This is a genomic window from Janthinobacterium sp. BHSEK, assembly GCF_056174685.1.
The window spans coordinates 42,246-62,649 of sequence record NZ_JBWBYV010000062.1 but is presented as its reverse complement, the minus strand read 5'-3'; the positions used below and the strand labels follow the sequence as shown (position 1 = coordinate 62,649).

Sequence of the window (20,404 nt, the reverse complement as noted above, 5' to 3'; positions counted from 1 at the left end):
GGATTCTCTTTCTGGATGCAAGTACGTAAGCTGGAGTCCTTCGCCGCGGCATGTTGCCGCGGTAACTTGAAAGGACAGCGCCATGCGCCCCACCCCGACTCTCCCACCCGATGCGCACACCGTGGCCGCCGCGCCGCGCGGCAAGATCCTCATGATGGCGGTGATCGCCGGCGCGGTGATCACCAACATTTATTGCACCCAACCTATCCTGCCCCTGATCCAGTCCGGCCTCGGTGTCGACCTGGCGGCCGTCAACCTGGTCGCCGGCGCGGCGCTGCTGGGCTTTGCCACGGGCCTGGCGCTGCTCCTGCCGCTGGGCGACCGCTACGACCGGCGCACCCTGGTGCTGGGGCAGATTGCGCTGGCCTTCGTTTGTGCCCTGGCGGCCGCGCTGGCGCCTGGCATCTGGGCGCTGATCGGGGCCTCGTTTGGCCTGGGCATCGTCAGCTGCGTGCCGCAGCAACTGGTGCCGCTGGCCGCGAGCATGTCGCCGCCCGGCGAGCGCGGCCGCTCTGTCGGGACGGTGGTCAGCGGCATCATGGTGGGCATCCTGCTGGGGCGCACGGTGGCCGGCGTGGTGGGCGAAGCCTGGGGCTGGCGCGCCGTGTATGCCATGGAAGCGGCGTTCATGCTGCCCGTGTGGCTCGCGGCGGCAGCCTTGCTGCCACGGGGGAAACCCGGCACGGGCCTGTCTTACGCGCGCCTGCTGGCATCGCTGTGGCCATTGGCGCGCGACCATCGCCCCCTGCGTGAATCGATGCTGATCCAGGCGCTGCTGTGGGCTTGCTTCAATGCGTTCTGGGTCAACCTGGCGGCGTTGCTGGCCAACGGCCCATGGCACCTGGGCAGCGCCTGGGCCGGCGCCTTCGGCATCATCGGCGCGGCCGGCGCGCTGGCCGCCACTTTGGGCGGCAGGGCCGCCGACAGACTCGGTGCGCGCACGGTCATCGGCCTGAGCATCGCCATCGTGACGCTGTCCTATCTGCTGCTGGCGGGCGCCGCCTCGTCGCTGCTCTTGCTGGTGATCGGCGTCATCGTGCTCGATATCGGCGTGCAGGCTGCCCTGGTGGCCAACCAGACGCGCGCCTTTGCCGTCGATCCTGCCGCACAGGGGCGCATCAACAGCCTGTACATGACGGCCACCTTTATCGGCGGCGCCGCCGGCGTGGCGGCCAGCGGCTGGCTGATGCAGCGTTACGGCTGGACGGGCGTGGCGGTGTTTGGTATCGCATTGGGCCTGCTGGCAGGCTGGATCCATCTGGCCGGGGCACGCGCACAACGGCGCGCGCCGGTGCTGCCGTAAGGGCTCGCCTTTAGCGCGGCTGCTCCAGCTGTGCATACACGGTGTCGGCGATCTTGCCCAGCTCCTGTTTGGGCAGGCTCGCCGAGAGGGCATAACCGAGCTGGCCGTCGATCCAGTAAAACACGCTCAAGTCCTTTTCCTGGGTGTAGCGGAAGGCCGTTTCCTGCTTGCCGGCCCGCTCCTTGGCCACGTACAGGGTCAGGCGCAGGCCTTTGCCATCTTCATACATGAATTGCGCCACGGGGCCGTCGCCATCGCCGGGCAGCAAACGCCCGCCGATCAGGTGGTAGCCGAGCGGCGACAGCGCAGGCGGCTGCAATTTGCTGCCCAGGCGTTTCGACAGCCATTGCACCAGGTGCGCCTCCTGTTCCACCCCCACCTCGACGGGGTGGCGCACTTCGGGCGTATAGACGGCATGGGCGATGGCGGCGCTGCGCGCCAGGGAGACCGGGCTGGCGCTGGCGGTCGCGCTGTTGCCGCCATCGCCGCCGCGCAGCAGCCAGCCGCCCGCGCCGCCCGCGATGAGCAGCACGATGGCGGCTGCCGCCTGCATGACGGGGCGCTGCCAGGCGCCGTTCGCCGCCGGCGGGGCCGCCGCCTGCAGCAGCGCCGGGGGGATGGCTTCGTCCAGCACGGGATCGAACAGGGCGCGCAATTGCCGGTTCTGCTCGCGCCACGCATCGACCCTGGCGGCGTCCCCGGGATGCGCGCGCAGGTGGGCGTCGACGGCCGCGTGCTGGTCTTCGGGCAGGACGCCGTCGGCCAGGGCGTGCAATTGCGCTTCGCTGATGGCTTGCGTTGTCATTTCACGACTTTCAGGGTGGGTGGGCCGCTGCCCTGACTGCCGGCAGGGCGGCCATCGAGCAAGGTGCGCAGCTTGTCGCGCCCGCGTGACAGGCGCGACATCACGGTGCCGACGGGGATATCCAGGGTGGCCGCCACCTGCTCGTACGGCATCTGTTCCAGCGCGACGAGCAGGATGACTTCGCGCTGCCCCAGCGGCAAACGGGCCAGCGCCGCATCCATTTCGCCGATGGCGATGGCTTGCCCGGGCGCGTGTTCCGGCGCGGGCAGCACGGTATCGTCGTCGAGTTCCTGCAGCGCCAGGCCGGGACGGCGCAGCTGGTCCACGTGCAGGTTGTGCATGATGGAGAACAGCCAGGGCCGCATTTCGCCACCGCGCTGGTCCAGCTTGCGCCAGGCCCGCTCCACGGTGTCCTGCACCAGGTCGTCCGCGTGCAGGGCGCCCGCCAGCGCGCGCGCATAGCGGCGCAGGCCGGGCAGGCACGCTTGCAGCTGACGGCTATCCTCTTGCGTGGTCATCGTGGCGGCGGGCAGGGGGGCTTACGGCTTGACGACGTGCCACACGTTCTTGAAGTTGTCGCCGGACACGTCGCCCGGTTTCTTGTCTTCTTTGTACAGGTACAGGGGCTTGCCCTTGTAAGTCAGCTGCATGGCGCCGTTGTCTTCGCGCTTGATGCTGCCATACGGGGCGGCGGGCGCCGCTTCGGTGGCGATAACGGCGGGCCAGGCCACGAGGCAGCCGCCGCTGCAGGCGCTCTTGCCGCTGTCGGCGACATCCTTGTCGAACACATACACGGTCATGCCGCTGGCGTTGACCAGCATGCCGTTGGCGGGCATGACGTCGGCGGCGAAGGCCAGCGGGGCGGACAAGGCGGTGAAAAGGGCGGTGGCGGCGAAAGTGGTAAAGCGCATGATGATCTCCTTGATGTTTGGTGGGCTTGCAAGGGATAGACGCCTGCCGCCCGCCGTTTATTCCCGCGCGTCTGACATATTTTTTGCCGGCGCGTGCAGGCTGGCCCACAGGTGGGCGGCCGCCATGGTGCGGTGCGGCGCGTACTGGCGCAGCCATTGCTCCGTGCGCGCCATGTCCGGTTTCGTTTCCTCTCCGAGCAGCTTTTGCAGGGCGGCGCGGATCGCCACGTCGCCGTGCAGCGAGCAGTCGGCATAGCCGTAGCCGCGCAGCAGCGCGTAATTGACGGTCCACGGGCCGATGCCCTTGACGGCCAGCAGCGCCTGCGAAATGGCCGCCACGTCGCCGGAAGGGGGCAGTTCCAGCGACAGCGCTCCCTCGTCGACCAGGCGCGCCAGGCGCAGCACGGTTTCCGCCTTGGCGCGCGAGAATTTGCGGCTGGTCAAATCCTCGATCTCCAGCCGCGCCACGTCGCGCGCCTCCGGGTAGCACCACAAACCGCTGGCGTGCCGGCGTCCCGCCTGCAGAATAAACGTGCGGCGCAGGGAAATGGCGAACGACAGGTTGATCTGCTGGCCGATGATGGCCCAGGTCAGCGCCTCGAACGGGCTGGCCGATTGCACGATGCGCAAGCCCGGATTGAGCTGGACCAATGGCGCCAGCAGCGGATCGGCGGCGGCCAGCCGGGCGAAGGGCTGCGGGTCGATGCGCAGGCCGAGGATGTTGAGCAGGGCGCCGTGCAGCGCCGTTTTCAGAGCGTCGCTGGCGCTGCCGTCGATCTCGGCGCGGCAGACGGCCGCAGCGTCCGTGAAAGCCACCTCCAGCACCACGGGCACGCCGGCAAGCAGGATGCCCTTGCGCAGGCCTGCCGAGGTGACTTGTTCCGCCACGGCTTCCCCGTCGCGGCTGTGAAAGGCGATGACGTCGTCGCGGCGGTAGCCGGCGGGCAGGGGGAGGGTCCAGTGCAGCAGGTTCATGGTGGCCAAATTCAGTGAAGGTAGCAGGGGCGCGCCGCCGGCGCACCGCGTTTCTTGCTGCGGTCCTTAGCGGGCGCAGATATCGGTGGTGGGCGGGCTCAGGGCTGCAGCGTGCTGGATCTGCAGCGCGTCGGGCACGCCATTTTTCACGGCCGTCAGCTCGGCCAGGATAGAAATGGCGATTTCGGCCGGCGTCTTGCTGCCGATGTACAGGCCGATGGGACCATGCAGGCGCGCCAGCTGTTCCGCGCTGACGTCGAACTGCAGCAGCCGCTCGCGGCGCTTGGCGTTATTCGCGCGCGAGCCGATGGCGCCGACATAAAAAGCGGGGGATTTCAATGCTTCCATCAGGGCCAGGTCGTCGAGCTTGGGGTCGTGCGTGAGGGCGACGACGGCGCTGCGGCTGTCGAGTTTTAATTCCAGCACGAGGTCGTCCGGCATGGCGTGCAGCAGGGGCACGCCCGGCACGTTCCAGCCGCCCCGGTATTCCTCGCGCGGGTCGCAGACGATGACGTGGTAATCCATGGCCATGGCGATTTGCGCCACGAAGCGCGACAGCTGGCTGGCGCCGATGATCAGCAATCGCCAGCGGGGGCCATGCTGCGTGGTGAGTACCGCGTCTTCCAGGGCCAGCACGGCGCCCGGCGCGGCGCGCCGCAGGCTGACGGCGCCGCTGCGCAGGTCGAGGCGGCGCTCGACCAGTTCATGCGCTTCCAGGCGCGCCAGCAGTTCGGCCACCTTGCTGCCCGCATGCAGCGGTTCGATGGCCAGTTCGATCGTGCCGCCGCAGGGCAGGCCGAAGCGGTGCGCCTCGTCGGCGCTGATGCCGTAGCTGACGATTTCCGGCAAGGTGCGCACGATGCCGTGCACGCGCACGGTGTCGATCAAATCATCTTCGATGCAGCCGCCGGAGACGGAACCGACCACCGTGCCATCGTCGCAGATGGCCAGGGTCGCGCCCACGGGGCGGGGGCTGGAGCCCCAGGTCTTGATGACGGTGACGAGTTCGCAGCGGTGCCCGGCGGCGAGCCAGGCGGCGCTGGTTTTCAGAACTTCAAGGTCGATGCTGTCCATGGCGCGCGCGATTTACATGCCGTAGTTTGCGGCAAAGTATGGAAAAGTATTCAAGATTGTGGATATACTACCTGTTCCACCACCCTGCGGAGAATTTTCATGTCAAATGAAGTCAAGACGCAAGAAGAGGGTATTCCCAAGTTCGGCAAGCTGCTCATCGTCCTGTTTCTGGCCGTGGTGTTTTGCGGCGCTCTGACCTGGATCATGGGCACCTACTTCCCCAACTTCCCCGGCGCCTGACCAAACCTGCTGCGTCAGGCGCCTCTTTGCTTAAGGCTTGAGCGGCTTCTTTGCCGCCTGCTTGGCGCGCACGTCGGTGACGGCGCGGTTGATGGCCGCCATGCGCGAATTGGTGCCCGGGTGCAGGGCCGTGTAGCCGTTGGCGACCGTCACCGGCACTTGCGTGGCCATGCGCTGCCAGAAGCGGGCCGCGTTGTCGACGTTGTAGCCGGCGCGCGCCAGCAGGTAGATGGCCAGGGTGTCGGCCTGCACGTCGAGTTCCTGCGGCATGGCCTTGATGCCGGCGGCGCCCGTCAGCATCGACACGTCGGGCTGCACGGCGCCCAGGCTGTCGATGATGGCGCCGGCCGTACCTGCCGTGCGCTGGCTGCGCGCGTGGTCGAGGATGTTGTGCGCCATTTCGCGGGCAATGACGAAGGCGATGCCTTCGTCATTTTGCGCCGCATTGACCATGCCGCGCGTGAGCATGATGCGCGCGCCGTCCGAATACGCGTTGACGTTGTCCGCATTGCCCAGGGCGACGCGGAAGGCGCAGGCGCGCGTGACGGGAATTTTGAGGTCCTGCTGCTGGCCGTCGCGGGCGATGGTCATGTTCAGGCTCGCGTTCTTCGAGGCCAGCGGGCCGACGATGGCGCCGAACGGGCCCTCTGCCTTCGGGCCGGCCGGCAGCGGCTTGCCTTCGGCGGCCAGCAAGCCGTCGCCCTTGCGCAGGCCGGCGCGCGCGGCGCCGCTGCCAGGCAAGACGCCGGAGACCTGCATCTGTTCGCCGTAGCCGAGGGCCGCCTGCGCCGCGTCCGCATAGATACCGGGGTAGGAATACTTGTTCTGCGCCGTGAAACCCAGCAGGTTGCGCGCGTACGTCTTGCACAGGTCCGCATTGTTGATCAGCAGGGGCGCCGAGACTTTCGACAGGCGGTCCTGCAGCGCCACCATCTTCACCAGCTCTTCCTGCGCCGCCTTTTGCTGCGCCGTCAGGGCCGGGGCCTCGGGCGCCGGCACGACGTTGAACGGACCGCTGACGTTCGTCGCCGGCGTGGTGCAGCCGGCCAGAACGGCCGCGCCGGCCAACAGGAAGGGAGTGGCCAATCGGCGCAGCGAAGTTGGGGCTGGGATCAGATGGCGGAAACCTGGCATAAGTGTCAATCCTTAATGTTTGCCGGTGCTGCCGAAACCGCCAACACCGCGTTCGCTGTCGCCGAATTCCTCGACGACGTTAAAGCCCACTTGCAGCACAGGCACGATAATCAGTTGCGCCAGGCGTTCCATGGGATTGAGCGTGAAGGCGCTCTGGCCCCGGTTCCAGGTCGATATCATCAGCTGGCCCTGATAATCGGAGTCGATCAAGCCTACCAGATTCCCCAGTACGATGCCGTTTTTGTGGCCCATGCCGCTGCGTGGCAAAATCATGGCCGCATACGACGGATCGCCGATGTGGATGGCCAGACCGGTGGGAATGAGCACGGTCTGGCCGGCTTCGATGGTGATGGCCTCGGTTATGCAGGCGCGCAGGTCGAGTCCCGCGCTGCCCGGGGTGGCGTAGGCCGGCAGCAGTTCTTGCATGCGGTCGTCGAGGACCTTGATGTCGATGTTTTTCATGAATCTAACTAACTAAGCTAAGTCGTTTAAAAAGTGATTATTTGAGCAGCGAATTTTTGGCGAGCCGCTTCGAGATTTCCGAAATCAGCTGGCGCGCCAGGTTCAGTTTCGGGGCGCGCGGCAGCACGGTATGACCTTCCTCGTCGAACAGGATGATGGTGTTGTCGTCCTGGCCAAACGTGTTCTGGCCGATATTGCCGACCAGGAGGGGAATGCCTTTTTTCTCGCGCTTGACCGAGCCGAATTCCACGAGGTTTTCGGATTCGGCGGCAAAGCCCACGCAGTACGGATAGCCGGCCAGGTTGGTGCGTGCCGCCACGGTGGCCAGGATGTCGGGATTTTGCACGAACTGCAGTTCGGGCACGGAGCCGTCGGCCTGCTTTTTCATCTTCTGGTCGCTGGCGTTGGCCACGCGCCAGTCGGCCACGGCGGCCACGGCGACGAAGACATGCTGGCCGTCGACGTGGGCCAGCACCGCATCATGCATCTGCTGCGCGCTTTGCACGTCGATGCGGCGCACGCCAAACGGCGCGTCCAGGGCCGTGGGGCCGGAAATGAGCAGCACCTCGGCGCCCGCTTCGCGCGCCGCGCGCGCCACCGCATAGCCCATCTTGCCCGAGGACAGATTGGTGATGCCGCGCACGGGGTCGATGGCCTCAAAAGTGGGGCCGGCCGTGACCAGCACGCGCTTGCCCGCCAGGACTTTGGGCTGGAAGGCGGCGATCAGCTCCGTCAAGAGCTGTTCCGGTTCCAGCATGCGGCCCAGGCCAACTTCGCCGCAAGCCTGTTCGCCGGCGGCTGGGCCGAACAGGGTGATGCCGTCGTCGCGCAGCTGCTGCACGTTGCGCTGTGTGGCGGGGTTCTGCCACATTTCCACATTCATGGCCGGCGCCACGAGCAGGGGCAGGTGGGCCGGACGGGCCAGGCACAGGGTCGACAGCAGGTCGTCGCAGACGCCATGCGCGAGTTTGCGCATGAAGTCGGCCGAACACGGCGCGATCAGGATGGCGTCCGCATGGCGCGTCAAATCGATGTGCGCCATGTTGTTGTCTATGCGCGCATCCCACTGGCTGGTATGCACGGGGTGGCCGGACAGCGCCTGCATCGTGACGGCCGTGATGAAGTGGCTGGCCGCATCCGTCATCACCACCTGCACCGAGGCGCCCGCCTTTGTCAGCGCGCGGCACAGTTCCGCCGCCTTGTAGCAGGCGACGCCGCCCGAAAGTCCCAGGACGATTTTTTTGCCGGACAATTCCATGCCGTTCTCCCGCGTGTTTATTTGTTTACCCGGCGCAGTTCATCGATGATGAACAGGGCCGCGCCGATGCAGATGGCGCTGTCGGCAATATTGAAAGCGGGGAAATGGCCCCAGCTTTTCCAGTGGAAGTCGAGGAAATCGACCACGTGGCCGTACATCAGGCGGTCGATCGCGTTGCCCAAGGCGCCGCCGAGGATCAGCGCCAGGGCCCAGCAGAACATGCGCTGGCCGGCGTGCTTTTTCAGCAGATAGATGATGTAGATGGCCGCCGCCAGGGCGATGCCGGTGAAGAAATAGCGCTGCCAGCCGCCCTGGTCGGACAGGAAGCTGAACGCGGCGCCCTTGTTATACGCGAGCACCAGGTTGAAATACGAGGTGATGACCATCTCCTGCGCATAGCGGAAGGTCTTCAGGATCGTGATCTTGGTGATCTGGTCGAACAGGATGACGATGGCGGCGATGCCCAGCCAGGGGACGAGCGACGCAGAGGAGGACGATTTCGATGAAAAACGGTTTTTAGTGGCCATATTTTTCCAGGGAAGATAAAGCCGCCGCCTGGCAGCAGGCGGCGGTTGGACTCATAGCATACAATGACGGGCAAAATCGTAGCGAGCGGCAGCGAGTTGTGGCCGAGACGCGCAGCTGTACTTTAGTACAGCGAGCATCGCAGGCCGCAAATCGCGACGCGCAGTAGATTTTGACGACGTTGTTTAGGCGAAACGGCGAACTTCGCCTTTTCCAAACAGGTTGCTGACGCAGCGGCCGCACAGGGTAGCATGCGCGGCGTCCGTGCCCACGTCCGCGCGGTAGTGCCAGCAACGCTCGCACTTCGGCGCCGTCGACGCGGCCACGACCACTTCCTCGGCCGCTTCGTCGGCTACTTCTGCCACGGTTGCCTGCGAGGTGATGAAGACGAATTTCAGGTCGTCGCCCAGGGTGGTCAACAGCTTGTACTTCATCGGCGCGGCCTTGATCGTCAGTTCCGCCTGCAGCGAGGAACCGATGGCGCCCGAGGTGCGCAAGTCTTCCAGCTGTTTGGTGACGTCCGTGCGCACGGCGCGCAGGGCCGTGTATTTCTCCAGCAGGGCGGCCGCGTCCGACACTTCCGGCAGCTGCCACCACGTTTGCGTGAAGATGGTTTCATCGCTGGCGGCATACGCTTCCGCGCCGGCGAACACCGCCCACGCCTCTTCGGCCGTGAATGACAGGGCCGGGGCCATCAGGCGCAGCAGGCTTTGCGTGATGTGCCACAGGGCCGTCTGCGCCGAGCGGCGCGCGTGCGACGTCAAGCCCGAGGTGTACAGACGGTCCTTCAGGATATCCAGGTAGAAGCCGCCCAGGTCTTCCGAGCAGTAGGTCTGCAGCTTCGACACGACCGGGTGGAATTCGTAGCGCGCATAGTTGTTCTCGATCTGCTGCTGCAGCGACGCCATGTTGGCCAGCGCATAGCGGTCGATTTCGAACATCTCAGCCACCGGCACGGCGTCCGTGGCCGGATTGAAGTCCGAGGTGTTCGCCAGCAGGAAGCGCAGGGTGTTGCGGATGCGGCGGTACGATTCCGTCACGCGTTTCAGGATCTCGTCGGAGATCGACAGCTCGCCCGTGTAGTCGGTCGAGGCGATCCACAGGCGCAGGATGTCCGCGCCCAGGGTGTCCGAGATCTTTTGCGGCGCCAGCGTGTTACCCAGCGACTTCGACATCTTCTTGCCTTCGCCGTCGACCGTGAAGCCGTGCGTCAGCAGGGCTTTATATGGAGGACGGCCGTTCAGCATGGACGACACCAGCAGCGACGAGTGGAACCAGCCGCGATGCTGGTCCGAGCCTTCCAGGTACAGGTCGGCCGGGAATTGCAGCTGCGTCGAGTGCGAACCGTGCGCTTGCGGGCCGCCCAGCACCGTCTGGTGCGTGGCGCCGGAATCGAACCACACGTCCAGGGTATCCTTGTTCTTGGCGTAGATGGCCGCTTCGTCGCCGATCAGGTCTTTCAGGTCCAGCGCCTGCCATGCCTCGATGCCGTTCTTTTCGATCAGCTTGGCCACTTGCTCCAGCAATTCCGGCGTGCGCGGATGCAGGTCGCCCGTTTCCTTGTGCACGATGAAGGCCATCGGCACGCCCCACTGGCGCTGGCGCGACAAGGTCCAGTCGGGACGGTTGGCGATCATGCCGTGCAGGCGCGCCTGGCCCCAGTCCGGGAAGAACTCGGTGTCGGCGATGCCTTGCAAGGCCGTCTCGCGCAGGGTCGCGCCGCCATCCTTCGGCGTCACGTCCATGCCGGCGAACCACTGCGAGGTGGCGCGGTAGATGATCGGCGTCTTGTGGCGCCAGCAATGCATGTAGCTGTGGTCGAACATCTTGACTTCGAACAGCGCGCCCGCTTCGCGCAAGGCGTTGCAGATCGGCTTCGACGCTTCCCAGATGGTCATGCCGCCGAACAGGGGCAGGGTCGAGGCGAACTTGCCGTCGCCCATGACGGGCTTGATGATGTCGTCGTCCTTCATGCCGTGCGCCTTGCACGAGATGAAGTCGTCCAGGCCGTAGGCTGGCGCCGAGTGCACCACGCCCGTGCCGCTTTCCGTGGTCACGTATTCGGCCAGGTACAAGGGCGACAAACGGTCGTAGAAGGCGTTGCTCGCGTGCAGCGGATGGCGGAAGCTGATGCCGGCCAGGGCCGCGCCGTCGCAGGTGGCGATCGTCGTGCCTTCGAGCTTGAAGCGGGCCAGGCTGGCCACGACCAGGTCTTGCGCCAGGATCAGCAGCAATGGCTGGCCGTCGCGCTCGGCCTTCACCAGCGCATACTTCACTTCCGGATGCACGTTGAGCGCCTGGTTCGACGGGATGGTCCACGGCGTGGTGGTCCAGATGACGATGAAGCCGTTATCGGTCGGCAGGGCAGGCAAGCCGAAGGCGGCCGCCAGCTTGGCCGGTTCGGCGAACTTGAAGCCGACATCGATGGCGGGATCGCGTTTTTCCGCGTATTCCACTTCCGCCTCGGCCAGCGCCGACTGGCAATCAAAACACCAGTTGACGGGTTTCAGACCACGGTAGACATAGCCTTTTTCCAGCAGCTTGCCCAGCGCGCGCAACTCGTCGGCTTCATTGCCGTGCGCCATGGTCAGGTACGGGTTGTCCCACTCGCCCAGCACGCCCAGACGGATGAAATCCTTCTTCTGGCGCTCGACCTGCACGTTGGCGTAGGCGCGGGCCTTTTCCAGCACGTCGGCCGTCGGCAGGTTCTTGCCGTGCAGTTTTTCGATCTGGATCTCGATCGGCATGCCGTGGCAATCCCAGCCCGGCACGTACGGCGCGTCGAAGCCGGCCAGCGAGCGCGACTTGACTACCATGTCCTTCAGGATCTTGTTGACGGCGTGGCCCAGGTGGATGTCGCCATTCGCGTACGGCGGGCCGTCATGCAGGATGAATTTCGGACGGCCGGCGGCAGCCTTGCGCACGCGCTCATAAATCTTCTTGTCTTGCCATTGCTGTACCCATTGCGGCTCGCGCTTGGCCATGTCGCCGCGCATCGGGAACGGGGTTTCCGTCATGTTGACCGGGTATTTGCTTTCAGGCTTCTTGTTCTGCTTGGGCGTGGCTGGCTTGTTTTGATCGGACATAATCTTCTTTAATGATATTGAATGGTTTGCGGCGGCAGGGGCCGCCAGGCGGCGGAGTTGGCCGGCGTCAAATTCGGTCGGTGGCGGTAATGGCGCCGCTGCGCTGCTCAAAATAGGCGCGCGCCTGGTTCGAGTCGCGCTCGATGGCGGCCGTCAGGGTGGGCAAGTCGTCGTACTTTTCTTCGTCGCGCAGCTTTTGCAGGAATTCCACGCGCACCAGCTTGCCGTAGCACGATTGCGCGAAATCAAACAGATGCACTTCCAGCAAGACGCGGCCGCTGTCGTCGACGGTGGGGCGCACGCCCAGGCTGGCCACGGCCGGCAGCGGTACTGGTCCCAGGCCGTGCACTTGCACGATGAAGATGCCGGACAGGGCGGGGCGGTGCGCCACGCGCAGGTTCAGGGTGGGGAAACCGAGGGTGCGGCCCAGCTTCTGGCCGTGGATGACGTGGCCGGATATGGCGTACGGATGGCCCAGCAGCTGGGTGGCCAGCGGGAAATCGCCGGCGGCCAGCGCCAGGCGCACGGCGGACGAGGAGATGCGCGTGCTGCCATTCATCACCGTCGGCAATGTTTCTACATGGAAACCGTATTGGCGGCCCGCTTCCTGCAGCATGGCCACGTCGCCGGCGCGCCGGGCGCCATAGCAAAAGTCGTCGCCGACCATCAGCCATTTCACGTGCAAGCCATCGACGAGGACTTTTTCCGTGAATTCCTGCGGCGTCAGGGCGGCGAACTGGGCGCTGAAGTGTTCGACGACGACCCGGTCGATGCCCGCATCGTCCAGCGACTGCAGCTTGTCGCGCAGGTTGGCGATGCGCTGCGGCGCCTTCGACAGGTCGCCCGCGCGTTGCGCGAAGAATTCGCGCGGGTGCGGTTCGAACGTCATCACGGCCGCTTCGATGCCGAGTTCGGTGGCAGCTTCGCGCACGCGCGCCAGCAAGGCCTGATGGCCGATGTGGACACCGTCAAAATTGCCGATGGTCAGAGCGCAAGGCGCTCGTGCCTGGGCATTGGGAAGTCCGCGGAATACCTTCATAGGAATCTGATGAAAAACTGTGCCAAAAGGGGGATTATACGGACTGTTTCAGGGATGCACACCCGGCAGGGCGGCCGCAGGGGCAATTTCCCTGCTGAAATGATAAAAAGCGTTGCCGGCAAGGGTGCTGGCAACGCTTTTGGTGGTGGGCACTCGACTAGCTGCCCGACAATATCTTGGGGATATTATCTTATTTATTCATCAAGGCCCAGTAGCGTGCCAGGTCAGCCGCGCCATCCGTGCCCTTGACGGCTTTGAGTGCCGTCGATGCGTTGGCTTTCTTGCCGGCGTGGATGTAGGCGATGCCCAGGTGCAGCTTGGCTTCTTCCGGATACTTGGCGGTGCCCAGTTTCACGGCGTCATTCATCAAGCCCAAGCCCTTGTCGGCCTGACCATCGTAGACCAGGGCGAAGCCCAGCTTGCTCAAGCTGTCGGCGTCCTTGTTCTTGACGTATTCCGCTTCCGACTTGGCGGCGTTGGCCTTCAGGTCAGCCTGGGTCTTCAGGGCCAGGTCTTTCAGGCGCTGGTGACGGGCGGCATCGGCGCCGGTACCCAGTACGCCTTTTTTGTAGCCCTGCTCGATGATGCTCAGCGCTTCGCCAGGATTGCCTGCTTGCAAGGCCAGCTGGCTGATTTCCATGTATTCGGATGGCTTGCTGAACAGGCCGTTGGCCAGGCGCAGGCGCTGGACGTCCAGGCCCAGGCGTTGCGAGAAGCCAGGCTTGCCCGAGACGCGGTTCAGCAGGTCGGCCCAGTAGCTGGTCTTCGGATAGCTGCCAGCCAGTTTTTCCAGGGTGGCAACATAGCCGGCCTTGTCGTTTTGCTTCAACTGGATGTTGGCCAGCATTTGCAGGCTCGCTTCCGAGTTGCCGCCGCGCGCTTGCAGTTCTTTCGCCGCTTCGGCGTAGTTGCCGCTGACGTAGTAGGTCTGGATCAGCAGTTCGCGCATCTGTGGATCTTCGCGGTCTTTCAGCGAACGTTTGATCCAGGTGATGGTGTTCGGCCAATCCTTGGCGCGGTAGTACATGCCTGCCAGCGCTTGCGTGAATTTTGGGGCTTCGGCGGCGCTCAGGCGGCCGGAATTGATGACGGCTTCGAAAGCCTTGATGGCGGTGCCGTTATCGCCGGCGGCGGCGGCGGCCGAGGCGCGCACGCGCTCGATCTGGTAGCTTTCAAAGGCGGTCTTGCCGCCGACGCTGTCAGCTTCGCGCAGCTTGGCCAGCGCTTCCTTGTTTTTGCCGCTGCTAGCGAGTTTTTGCGCTTCTTGCAGTGGCTTGCCCACTTCGGCACGCACGGTGTCCGCGGCGTATGCCAGCGAGCCCAGGCCGATTACGGGAGTTGCTGCGGTAAAACCGATAGCGGCCATGACGAGGCCGAGATGAGCGAGACGAAACTTGGACATAAGAAAGTCTTTCAGTAAAAAGCGAATAGGCAGGAAGTCCTGCCTATTCGGATGTAAAGAGAACCTGATTGCTGCAGCTTACTGGAATTGCTCGTTGCCGACCAGACCGATTTTGGTCACGCCCAGACGCTGCGCCGACGCCATCACACCGGCGACGACTTTGTATTCCACCAGCTTGTTCGGACGCAGATGCACTTCCGGCTGGTCTGCTTGCGCAGCAACGTTGCTCAGCTTGGCTTCCAGCGAAGCGCGGTCAGGAACGACCTGATTGTCCCACAAGATCGTACCGTCAAAATCGACATCGATCGTGACGACCACTGGTTCGGTTGTCGGTGGCGGCGGGGTGCCGACCGGCATGTTCAAGTTCACCGAGTGGTTTTGCTTAGGAATCGTGATGATCAACATGATAATCAGCACCAGCATCACGTCGATGAGGGGCGTCATGTTCAGTTCCATCATTGGTTCCGGATCCGCGCCTGGGGCGCTTCCCGAACCGACATTCATACTCATAGTGTTTCCTTTAAGAAGTCCAACGAAGCACCGGGCGAAACTGCCGCCCGGTGGTCAGCTTCCGGCAGTGGCGTCCCCGTGTTGCCGGGGCGCCGCCGCCAGTTGCTATCAGCCCTTGTCAGGTGGTTCGGTGATGAAGCCGACCTTCTGGATCCCGGCACGTTGGGTCGTGTAAATAACCCGGCCGATCGATTCGTAGCGTGTTTCTTGGTCGCCACGAACGTGTACTTCCGGCTGCGGTACTTTCACTGCTTCAACTTTCAGATAATCGAACAGTTCGCTCGTATCTTTCAGTTTCTTCTGGCCCAGATAAATCTCGCCATCCTTGTTGACAACGATGTTGACGTTTTCTGGCTTGCTTTGAAGGGCTTGGTTGGCCTCGATCGGCAGATCGATTTTCTGCAATTTGAGGACAACCGGACTGGTGATCAAGAAAATGATCAGCAAAACCAACATGATGTCGACGAGCGGCGTCGTGTTGATTTCTGACATTACTTGATCTTCATCTCCGCTGTCGGAGCCGACGGACATCGACATGATTCTTATCCGATCTTTTTAGCGCCGGCAGCACGGCCAGCTTCGCTGGTCGACATTGCGCCGGAGATCAGTACCGAGTGAACGTCGGCGCTGAACGAGCGTACGTCTTCCATCGCGGTTTTGTTACGACGCACCAGCCAGTTGTAACCCAGAACGGCAGGAACGGCAACCAGCAGACCGAAAGCGGTCATGATCAGTGCTTCACCAACTGGACCTGCAACTTTATCGATCGAAGCGTTACCGGTCATGCCGATGTTGGTCAGCGCGCCATAAATACCCCAAACGGTACCGAACAGACCGATAAACGGTGCGGTCGAACCAACGGTTGCCAGGAACGACAGGCCATCTTGCAGACGCGATTGGACTTTGTCCGAAGCGCGCTGGATCGACATCGTCACCCAGGTCGACAGGTCGATTTGTTCCAGCAGGGCGCCGTCATGGTGAGCCGTTGCCTTGGTGCCCGATTCAGCGATGAAGCGGAATGGCGAGCCTTCGGTCAGGGTTGCCGAACCAGCAGCGATCGAAGGGGCTTTCCAGAATTTGGCAGCGGTTTCTTTCGCTTGCTTGAAGATCTTCATTTGATCCATCAGCTTGGTGATGATGATGTACCAGCTGCCGATCGACATGATGGCCAGGATGATCAGGGTGGCGCGTGGCACGAAGCCGCCGTCCCACACTGCTTGCAGGCCGAACGGGTTGTGGACTTCTTCGGTTTTGGCTGGAGCGGCTGCGTCAGCGGCTGGAGCTGCTGCGTCTGCTGCTGGAGCGGCGGCATCTGCGGCAACTGGTGCTGGTGCAGCGTCTGCCGCAGGAGCCGAGGCGGCAGCCGATGCTGGCGCGTCAGCGAATGCCGGAGCTGCTACCAGAGCGGTAGTAGCGGTAACGGACAACAGAACCGCGGCAAAAAATGCGGACAAACGGGTATTCTTAAACATGCTTCCTCCAAAATTAAAAATAACAGATCGCTGAACGTAATGACAACGAAATCATAGTGTGAGACAGGGGATAACTGCCTCGGGTTTTAATCCAGCGACCAAACGTATTGCATTTGCTGCCAGCCTTGTTCCGGCTTGCCGTCAACTGTTGCCGGCTTAAATGTACAGCGGCTGATACCTTGCACCGCAGCTTTGTCCAGGTCTCTGAAGCCGCTGGACTTCACGATCTTCGAATCAGCGACCTTGCCGTCTACACCGATCAGGAACGACAGTGTCACCACACCGGTTTCCTCATTGCGCTGCGACGACTTCGGATAAGCCGGCTTTTCGCAGACACTGAAGTCAACCACGGCCGGCGTACGCACCGATTTGGCTGGTCCAGGAGTTGGCGCAGGCTGTGCAGGCGGTGCTGGCGGTGCCAATACATTCGTGGCTGGCTTCACAGCAGTCGTATTTGCAATCACGTTCTGTTGTGGCGGCGGCTGCTGCACGTTCACCTCGACTGGCGGAATGAATGGCGGCGGTGGCGCCTTCATTTCTGGCGGCGGTGGTGGCGGTGGAAGATCCTTCGGTGGAGGCGGTTTGACTTCCTCGATAATCTTGGTTTCAACCGGTTCCATCATTTTGGTGACCAACCGCTTGCCCAAGCCCGTCACGATCCCGTAAGCCGCGAGAACGTGCAGCAGGACAACGATAGTGATGCCTGTGTAGTTCTTGGGACTTTTCTCGTTCGAAAAATTCATGCCTGCTTTCTCCAAATACCATCTCTTGTCTTGCAACTGAACCCCAAAATGACGACACAAAGCTCCAGCCGTATCCGGGACGTCGCCGAATTATACATACGAATTCTTTATTTTACACAGATTTTTAACGCCTAAAACCGGTTAAATTTTTGGCGCTTTTGCGCCCTGAAAACGTACTTGCTTATGTCATCTTTGCACGCTTTCGGACAGAAAAAAAGGCGGTCTTATCGGTTTTTTACAGCCGTTTTGGGCTACCACTGCTAAGTTCTCCGATGTGCCCATCTGGCGGAATTATATTTCGTGATATTCAATATGGAAACCGCTAAATTTGGAGAAAAATCTTTCTTTTTAGAAATGTTTTGACTCGGAACCAGACCACTTAGCGGCCCGCGCGCACCAAACAGGTGCGCAAGGCACTTTATCCAGGTCAAAAAAGGCGGTCCTGGCGGCCCGTTTGACGCCGCCAGGCCATACTGAATTCCTATGTAGGCATAGGAAACGCTTATATTCTTGCCATTGATTATTATCAACAAATCATTTCATGGCCGGACAACGGGGTCGTCGCGCCGGTTGCGTTTTTCTCGCCGGCAATTCAAGGTGCCCAGGACGACGCCCTGCGGGTCGACCGTATCGAGGTGCACATCGAAGCCCCACAGCCGTGCCACGTGCTTGAGCACCTCGGCCGCCTGCTGGTTCAGCGGGCGGCGCTGGAATTGCGTGTGGCGCAGGGTCAATGCGCGGTCGTCGCGCGTATTGACGGACCAGACCTGAATGTTCGGCTCGCGGTTGCCCAGGTTGTACTGCTCGGCCAGCTGCTGGCGCACGTAGCGGTAGCCGGCATCGTCGTGGATGGCGGAAATGGCCAGTTTTTCATTCTTGTCGTCGTCGAGCACGGCAAAGAAGTGGAATTCGCGGATCAGCCGCGGCGACAAATACTGGGCGATGAAGCTTTCATCCTTGAAATTGCGCATGGCAAAGTCCAGGCTCTTGCGCCAGTCCGTGCCGGCCATGTCGGGGAACCAGGCGCGGTCCTCGTCCGTCGGGTGCTCGCAGATGCGGCGGATGTCGCTCATCATGGCAAAACCCAGCGCATACGGGTTGATGCCGCTGTAATACGGGCTGTCGATGGGCGGCTGGTAGACCACGTTGGTATGGCTTTTCAAAAATTCCATCATGAAGCCGTCGCCCACCACGCCTTCGTCATATAACTGATTCAATATCGTGTAGTGCCAGAAGGTGGCCCAGCCCTCGTTCATGACCTGGGTTTGCCGCTGCGGATAGAAATATTGGGAAATCTTGCGCACGATGCGCACCATCTCGCGCTGCCACGGTTCCAGCAGCGGCGCATACTTCTCGATAAAGTACAGCAGGTTTTCCTCGGGTTCGGGCGGAAAGCGTGGCGCGGCCTTGCGCTGGTCGTCCTCTTCCTCGTCCTCGTCGCGCCGGGGCAGGGTACGCCACAGCTGGTTGATCTGCGACTGCACATAGGCTTCGCGTTCTTTCTGGCGCGCATATTCCTTCGCCATCGACAGTTTCGCCGGGCGCTTGTAGCGGTCCACGCCATAGTTCTGGATGGCGTGGCACGAGTCGAGCAGCAATTCCACGGCATCGACGCCATGGCGCTGCTCGCATTCGGCGATGTAATTCTTGGCAAACACCATATAGTCGATGATGGCGTCCGCATCCGTCCAGGCGCGGAACAGGTAATTGCCCTTGAAGAAGGAATTGTGGCCGTAGGCCGCATGCGCGATCACCAGCGACTGCATGGTGAGGCTGTTTTCCTCCATTAAATAGGCGATGCACGGGTTCGAGTTGATGACGATCTCGTAGGCCAGGCCCATCTGGCCCCGCTTGTAGCTTTTCTCGGTCGACAAGAAATGCTTGCCGAACGACCAATGGTTGTACGAGACGGGCATGCCCACCGAGGTGTAGGCATCCATCATCTGTTCCGCCGTGATGATTTCCAGCTGGTTCGGATAGGTGTCGAGGCCGAACTGTTTCGCCACGCGGCGGATTTCCTCGTGGATTTGCTCGATCAGCTCGAACGTCCATTCCGACTGCTCGGGCAGGGCGTTCGGGTGGCGCAGGCGCACGAACGGTTCGCCCGGAGTATTGCTGGCGCGGTCAAAGGCTGCACTCATCATTTCACCTGTTTCTTGAACAGTTCGCGGAAGACCGGGTAGATATCGGCCGGCGTGACGATCTTTTGCATGGCGAAATGGGCGTGATGGTCGAGCACGCCCGCATATTGCTCCCACAGGTTTTGCTGCGGGCCGTCGGTGATCTCGACATAGGTGTAGTACTGCACCTTGGGCATGATGGTGTTGATCAGCAGCTGGCGGCACTGCACGGAATCGTTGTCCCAGTTGTCGCCGTCGGATGCCTGCGCCACATAGCTGTTCCATTGTCCGGCGCCATAGCGTTCGTCGATGATGGTGTTGAGCAAGTGCAGCGCGGACGACACGACGGTGCCGCCGGATTCGCGCGAATTGAAGAATTCATGCTCGTCCACCTCCGCCGCCGCCGTATGGTGGCGGATGAAGACCACCTCGATCTTGTCGTAGACGCGCTTGAGGAACAGATATAACAGGATGAAGAAGCGCTTGGCCGTGTCCTTGCGCGATTCGTCCATGGAGCCGGAGACGTCCATGATGCAGAACATGACGGCCTGCGTCATCGGCTTGGGCACCTTGATGCGGTTGCTGTAGCGCAAGTCGAACGGGTCGATGAAGGGAATCGCCAGCAGTCGCGTGTGCAGGTGGTGGATCAGGCGGCGCAGTTCCGTGACCAGCGGGTCGCTGTCGGGCGCCCCTTCGTGCAGCAAGACGGCCAGGTCTTCCTCGGCCTGCGCCAGCTGCTTGCGGGCACCGCCGCCGACGGCGATGCGCCGCCCCAGCGCGCCGCGCAGGGAGCGCAGCACGTGGATGTTCGATGGCGTGCCCGACATATTGTAGCCGGCGCGCTGGTTCTTGAATTCCGTGGTGGCCGTCAGCTGGGTTTTCACCATGTGCGGCAATTCCAAGTCCTCGAAGAAATAATTCATGAATTCTTCGCGCGACAATTCGAAGATGAAATCGTCTTCCGTCGTCTCGTCGCTATTGCCCGCCTTGCCCCGTCCGCTGCCGGCGCCGCCTTTCGGCCGGGCGATCTGGTCGCCTTTCAGGTATTCCTTGTTGCCGGGATTGACCACTTCCCACACGCCGCCGTGCGCGTGGCCAAACGACGGTTCGCCCACGTCCTTGACGGGGATGCTGACCTTCTCGCCATTCTCGACGTCCGTGATCGAGCGCCCCTTGATGGCGCGCCCCACGGCATCCTTGATCTGGCCCTTGTAACGCCGCAGGAAACGCTCGCGGTTGACGGCGGATTTATTCTTGCTTTGCAAGCGCCTGTCGATGAGGTATGTCAAAGGGTGCCTCCTTGCCTCTCGTCTTGCGCGCCCCGCCAGTCGCCGGGCGGGAGCGC

20 protein-coding genes are annotated in these 20,404 nt (G+C 62.6%); 2 read left to right on the top strand and 18 right to left on the bottom strand.

All coding sequences use genetic code 11. The features are described 5' to 3' along the window. Positions 1-82: 82 nt before the first annotated feature. Positions 83-1,303: an MFS transporter gene (locus AC0V2Y_RS21510; protein ID WP_475414596.1), complete on the top strand. Its 1,221-nt coding sequence runs from the start codon at positions 83-85 to the stop codon at positions 1,301-1,303. Positions 1,304-1,313: 10 nt separating this feature from the next. On the opposite strand, the gene AC0V2Y_RS21505 is transcribed toward AC0V2Y_RS21510, so the two are convergent. The 5 genes from AC0V2Y_RS21505 to AC0V2Y_RS21485 form a co-directional block, all read right to left on the bottom strand. Then, positions 1,314-2,108 carry an anti-sigma factor family protein gene (locus tag AC0V2Y_RS21505; RefSeq protein ID WP_475414595.1) on the bottom strand — a complete coding sequence of 265 codons (795 nt, stop codon included), beginning with the start codon at positions 2,106-2,108 and terminating at the stop codon, positions 1,314-1,316. Then, on the bottom strand, positions 2,105-2,626 hold the full coding sequence (locus tag AC0V2Y_RS21500; protein ID WP_099408877.1) for an RNA polymerase sigma factor: 522 nt from the start codon (positions 2,624-2,626) through the stop codon (positions 2,105-2,107). Before AC0V2Y_RS21500 ends, AC0V2Y_RS21505 begins: the two co-directional genes overlap by 4 nt. Positions 2,627-2,647: 21 nt before the next feature. After that, positions 2,648-3,019, bottom strand: coding sequence for a COG4315 family predicted lipoprotein (locus AC0V2Y_RS21495; RefSeq protein ID WP_475414594.1), 372 nt, complete (start codon positions 3,017-3,019; stop codon positions 2,648-2,650). Positions 3,020-3,076: 57 nt separating this feature from the next. After that, positions 3,077-3,994: a DNA-3-methyladenine glycosylase family protein gene (locus AC0V2Y_RS21490; protein WP_475414593.1), complete on the bottom strand. Its 918-nt coding sequence runs from the start codon at positions 3,992-3,994 to the stop codon at positions 3,077-3,079. Positions 3,995-4,060: 66 nt separating this feature from the next. Then, positions 4,061-5,068, bottom strand: a complete 1,008-nt coding sequence (locus tag AC0V2Y_RS21485) for an XdhC family protein (protein ID WP_475414592.1) — start codon at positions 5,066-5,068, stop codon at positions 4,061-4,063. Between the two features lie 99 nt (positions 5,069-5,167). Here AC0V2Y_RS21485 and AC0V2Y_RS21480 point away from each other — a divergent pair, with 99 nt between their 5' ends. Then, complete coding sequence (locus tag AC0V2Y_RS21480; RefSeq protein ID WP_162835767.1) at positions 5,168-5,308, top strand: hypothetical protein; 141 nt, start codon at positions 5,168-5,170, stop codon at positions 5,306-5,308. A gap of 30 nt (positions 5,309-5,338) precedes the next feature. Here AC0V2Y_RS21480 and AC0V2Y_RS21475 read toward each other — a convergent pair whose 3' ends face one another. The 13 genes from AC0V2Y_RS21475 to AC0V2Y_RS21415 all read right to left on the bottom strand — a co-directional run bounded on the left by AC0V2Y_RS21475 (position 5,339) and on the right by AC0V2Y_RS21415 (position 20,348). Then, positions 5,339-6,394: a M48 family metalloprotease gene (locus tag AC0V2Y_RS21475; protein ID WP_475414591.1), complete on the bottom strand. Its 1,056-nt coding sequence runs from the start codon at positions 6,392-6,394 to the stop codon at positions 5,339-5,341. 60 nt (positions 6,395-6,454) lie between these two features. Next, on the bottom strand, positions 6,455-6,904 hold the full coding sequence (dut, locus tag AC0V2Y_RS21470; protein WP_475414590.1) for a dUTP diphosphatase: 450 nt from the start codon (positions 6,902-6,904) through the stop codon (positions 6,455-6,457). A gap of 37 nt (positions 6,905-6,941) precedes the next feature. Beyond that, positions 6,942-8,162 carry a bifunctional phosphopantothenoylcysteine decarboxylase/phosphopantothenate--cysteine ligase CoaBC gene (gene coaBC / locus AC0V2Y_RS21465; RefSeq protein ID WP_475414589.1) on the bottom strand — a complete coding sequence of 407 codons (1,221 nt, stop codon included), beginning with the start codon at positions 8,160-8,162 and terminating at the stop codon, positions 6,942-6,944. Between the two features lie 17 nt (positions 8,163-8,179). Further along, complete coding sequence (gene lspA, locus AC0V2Y_RS21460) at positions 8,180-8,689, bottom strand: signal peptidase II (RefSeq protein ID WP_034754175.1); 510 nt, start codon at positions 8,687-8,689, stop codon at positions 8,180-8,182. A gap of 183 nt (positions 8,690-8,872) precedes the next feature. Next, the gene (gene ileS, locus AC0V2Y_RS21455; RefSeq protein ID WP_475414588.1) at positions 8,873-11,773 is read right to left on the bottom strand and encodes an isoleucine--tRNA ligase; all 2,901 of its coding nucleotides are present in this window, start codon (positions 11,771-11,773) and stop codon (positions 8,873-8,875) included. A 67-nt stretch (positions 11,774-11,840) separates the two neighbouring features. Beyond that, on the bottom strand, positions 11,841-12,812 hold the full coding sequence (locus AC0V2Y_RS21450) for a bifunctional riboflavin kinase/FAD synthetase (protein ID WP_475414587.1): 972 nt from the start codon (positions 12,810-12,812) through the stop codon (positions 11,841-11,843). 190 nt (positions 12,813-13,002) lie between these two features. Next, a complete protein-coding gene (locus tag AC0V2Y_RS21445; protein ID WP_475414586.1) occupies positions 13,003-14,214 on the bottom strand; it encodes a tetratricopeptide repeat protein in 1,212 nt (403 codons plus the stop codon). Positions 14,215-14,292: 78 nt separating this feature from the next. Then, the gene (locus AC0V2Y_RS21440; protein ID WP_176741207.1) at positions 14,293-14,724 is read right to left on the bottom strand and encodes an ExbD/TolR family protein; all 432 of its coding nucleotides are present in this window, start codon (positions 14,722-14,724) and stop codon (positions 14,293-14,295) included. A 108-nt stretch (positions 14,725-14,832) separates the two neighbouring features. Next, a complete protein-coding gene (locus tag AC0V2Y_RS21435; protein ID WP_034754165.1) occupies positions 14,833-15,261 on the bottom strand; it encodes an ExbD/TolR family protein in 429 nt (142 codons plus the stop codon). 5 nt (positions 15,262-15,266) lie between these two features. Continuing rightward, entirely contained in the window at positions 15,267-16,196 is a 930-nt protein-coding gene (locus AC0V2Y_RS21430) for a MotA/TolQ/ExbB proton channel family protein (protein WP_232251050.1), read from the bottom strand. An 86-nt stretch (positions 16,197-16,282) separates the two neighbouring features. After that, positions 16,283-16,939: an energy transducer TonB gene (locus tag AC0V2Y_RS21425; protein ID WP_034754161.1), complete on the bottom strand. Its 657-nt coding sequence runs from the start codon at positions 16,937-16,939 to the stop codon at positions 16,283-16,285. A gap of 539 nt (positions 16,940-17,478) precedes the next feature. Beyond that, positions 17,479-19,080, bottom strand: a complete 1,602-nt coding sequence (locus AC0V2Y_RS21420; protein WP_475414585.1) for a SpoVR family protein — start codon at positions 19,078-19,080, stop codon at positions 17,479-17,481. Next, complete coding sequence (locus tag AC0V2Y_RS21415) at positions 19,080-20,348, bottom strand: YeaH/YhbH family protein (RefSeq protein WP_326456430.1); 1,269 nt, start codon at positions 20,346-20,348, stop codon at positions 19,080-19,082. The genes AC0V2Y_RS21420 and AC0V2Y_RS21415 overlap by 1 nt, the downstream gene beginning before the upstream one ends. Between the last annotated feature and the right edge of the window lie 56 nt (positions 20,349-20,404).

Coding starts and splice junctions, on each gene's coding strand:
- AC0V2Y_RS21500 (WP_099408877.1), bottom strand. CDS start 2,626: ATGACCACGCAAGAGGATAGCCGTCAGCTGCAAGCGTGCCTGCCCGGC.
- dut (WP_475414590.1), bottom strand. CDS start 6,904: ATGAAAAACATCGACATCAAGGTCCTCGACGACCGCATGCAAGAACTG.
- AC0V2Y_RS21495 (WP_475414594.1), bottom strand. CDS start 3,019: ATGCGCTTTACCACTTTCGCCGCCACCGCCCTTTTCACCGCCTTGTCC.
- coaBC (WP_475414589.1), bottom strand. CDS start 8,162: ATGGAATTGTCCGGCAAAAAAATCGTCCTGGGACTTTCGGGCGGCGTC.
- AC0V2Y_RS21425 (WP_034754161.1), bottom strand. CDS start 16,939: ATGAATTTTTCGAACGAGAAAAGTCCCAAGAACTACACAGGCATCACT.
- AC0V2Y_RS21445 (WP_475414586.1), bottom strand. CDS start 14,214: ATGTCCAAGTTTCGTCTCGCTCATCTCGGCCTCGTCATGGCCGCTATC.
- AC0V2Y_RS21485 (WP_475414592.1), bottom strand. CDS start 5,068: ATGGACAGCATCGACCTTGAAGTTCTGAAAACCAGCGCCGCCTGGCTC.
- AC0V2Y_RS21435 (WP_034754165.1), bottom strand. CDS start 15,261: ATGTCGATGTCCGTCGGCTCCGACAGCGGAGATGAAGATCAAGTAATG.
- AC0V2Y_RS21430 (WP_232251050.1), bottom strand. CDS start 16,196: ATGTTTAAGAATACCCGTTTGTCCGCATTTTTTGCCGCGGTTCTGTTG.
- AC0V2Y_RS21450 (WP_475414587.1), bottom strand. CDS start 12,812: ATGAAGGTATTCCGCGGACTTCCCAATGCCCAGGCACGAGCGCCTTGC.
- AC0V2Y_RS21440 (WP_176741207.1), bottom strand. CDS start 14,724: ATGAGTATGAATGTCGGTTCGGGAAGCGCCCCAGGCGCGGATCCGGAA.
- ileS (WP_475414588.1), bottom strand. CDS start 11,773: ATGTCCGATCAAAACAAGCCAGCCACGCCCAAGCAGAACAAGAAGCCT.
- AC0V2Y_RS21510 (WP_475414596.1), top strand. CDS start 83: ATGCGCCCCACCCCGACTCTCCCACCCGATGCGCACACCGTGGCCGCC.
- AC0V2Y_RS21420 (WP_475414585.1), bottom strand. CDS start 19,080: ATGAGTGCAGCCTTTGACCGCGCCAGCAATACTCCGGGCGAACCGTTC.
- lspA (WP_034754175.1), bottom strand. CDS start 8,689: ATGGCCACTAAAAACCGTTTTTCATCGAAATCGTCCTCCTCTGCGTCG.
- AC0V2Y_RS21490 (WP_475414593.1), bottom strand. CDS start 3,994: ATGAACCTGCTGCACTGGACCCTCCCCCTGCCCGCCGGCTACCGCCGC.
- AC0V2Y_RS21505 (WP_475414595.1), bottom strand. CDS start 2,108: ATGACAACGCAAGCCATCAGCGAAGCGCAATTGCACGCCCTGGCCGAC.
- AC0V2Y_RS21480 (WP_162835767.1), top strand. CDS start 5,168: ATGTCAAATGAAGTCAAGACGCAAGAAGAGGGTATTCCCAAGTTCGGC.